This is a genomic window from Bradyrhizobium sp. 153 (assembly GCF_023073835.1).
GTDB lineage: Bacteria > Pseudomonadota > Alphaproteobacteria > Rhizobiales > Xanthobacteraceae > Bradyrhizobium.
Window position 1 is genome coordinate 1 of record NZ_JADPKH010000104.1, and the last position, 1,548, is coordinate 1,548.

2 protein-coding genes are annotated in these 1,548 nt (G+C 56.5%); both read left to right on the forward strand.

Annotation, left to right across the window (positions count from 1 at the left end; translation table 11 throughout):
- Positions 1-119 precede the first annotated feature (119 nt).
- Positions 120-740 carry a transposase DNA-binding-containing protein gene (locus IVA91_RS26565; protein WP_247459449.1) on the forward strand — a complete coding sequence of 207 codons (621 nt, stop codon included), beginning with the start codon at positions 120-122 and terminating at the stop codon, positions 738-740.
- Positions 649-1,545, forward strand: a complete 897-nt coding sequence (locus tag IVA91_RS26570) for an IS4 family transposase (protein ID WP_247459451.1) — start codon at positions 649-651, stop codon at positions 1,543-1,545. The genes IVA91_RS26565 and IVA91_RS26570 overlap by 92 nt, the downstream gene beginning before the upstream one ends.
- Positions 1,546-1,548 lie beyond the last annotated feature (3 nt).

Sequence of the window (1,548 nt, forward strand, 5' to 3'; positions counted from 1 at the left end):
CTTTCAATTACCCACATTTGACGTCGGATTTGAACGCCGCGCCGCAGGCGAAATCTTGAATCGGAAGAATCTGTTGTGATTCGTTGTTGAGCACCTGATTCGGACGCGTGGGGTGCTCGATGGGCTTGGTGAAGGAACGCGCGGAGGCGCGTGCTCAGCGATTGACGACCGGTATTGAGACGTGGGTTGATCGGGAAGCTGCGGGATGCGAGTTTAAGGATGAGCGGCTTGGCCGCCGGTTCTGCAAACTGCTCGCACAAATCGGGAGCGACATGGGACAAAGCATCCCGCTGGTTTGTCAGGACTGGGCCAACACGAAGGCCGCCTATCGCTTCTTCTCCAACGAACGGGTCAACGAGGCGGATATTCTTTGCGGTCATTTCGAGGCGACACGCGGGCGCGTAACGGCGACGAAGGGACCGATCCTCGTTCTCCATGACACGACGGAATTCAGCTTCAAGCGCGAGAAGCCGGATTTGATTGGCTTTACGCGCAAGACGGCCGGGCGCACACAGTGCGGCATCCTGATGCATTCGAGCCTCGCCGTGACGACCGAGGGGCTTCCGCTCGGACTGGCGGCAATTAAGTTTTGGACGCGCAAGAAGTTCAAGGGGACGACGGCGCTGAAGCGGAAGATCAATCCGACGCGTGTTCCGATCGAGCAGAAGGAGAGTATCCGCTGGCTGGAGGCAATCGACCGACCTTCTCGCTACCCCTGGACGATGCGTTCATATTGGTGATCGCGAGAGCGATATCTATGAGCTGTTTTGCCTGGCCGAGGAGGTTGGAACACACTTCTTGGTACGAACCTGTGTTGATCGGCTTGCCGGGGACGGCAATCATACAATTGCCGACGAAATGGACGAGGTTACGGTCAAAGGCCTACATCGGATCAAGGTCAAGGACGACAAAGGCGATCCGGATGAAGCGCTTCTCGAAATTCGTTTCCGCAAGCTTCGAATTCTGCCGCCGATCGGTAAGCAGAAGCAATATCCCGCACTCACTCTGACCGTGATCCATGCTCAAGAGCGGGGAACGCCGAAGCGGCGAAAGAAGATCGAGTGGAAGCTCCTCACCGATCTCTCGGTCCAATCGCGCAAGGACGCCGTCGAGAAGATCGAATGGTACGCGTTGAGGTGGAAGATCGAAGTCTTCCATAAGGTCCTCAAATCAGGCTGCAAGGCGGAGGACTCGAAATTGCGAACCGCTGAGCGTCTGGTCAATCTGATCGCTGTTTTTTGCATTGTAAGTTGGCGCGTCTTCTGGATGACGATGCTCAATCGTTCCTCGCCGAATGCCCTACCGCAGACGGCGCTGACAGATCCCGAACTCAGGCTTCTTGATCATTTGGTGAAAGACAGGGGTGGCGATCGCCCTCGACGAAGCACGCTCTCGCACTATGTCGTCAAGATCGCGCGGCTCGGAGGATATTTGGCCCGAGCCAACGATCCGCCTCCAGGAAATACCGTGATCTGGCGCGGACTATCGCGGCTGACTGACATCGAACTGGGAGCCGCGATCGAGGCAAAGATTATGGGTAATTGAAAG

Excerpts from the sequence above, each read along its gene's own strand:
- IVA91_RS26565 (WP_247459449.1), top strand. The coding sequence starts at position 120 with ATGGGCTTGGTGAAGGAACGCGCGGAGGCGCGTGCTCAGCGATTGACG.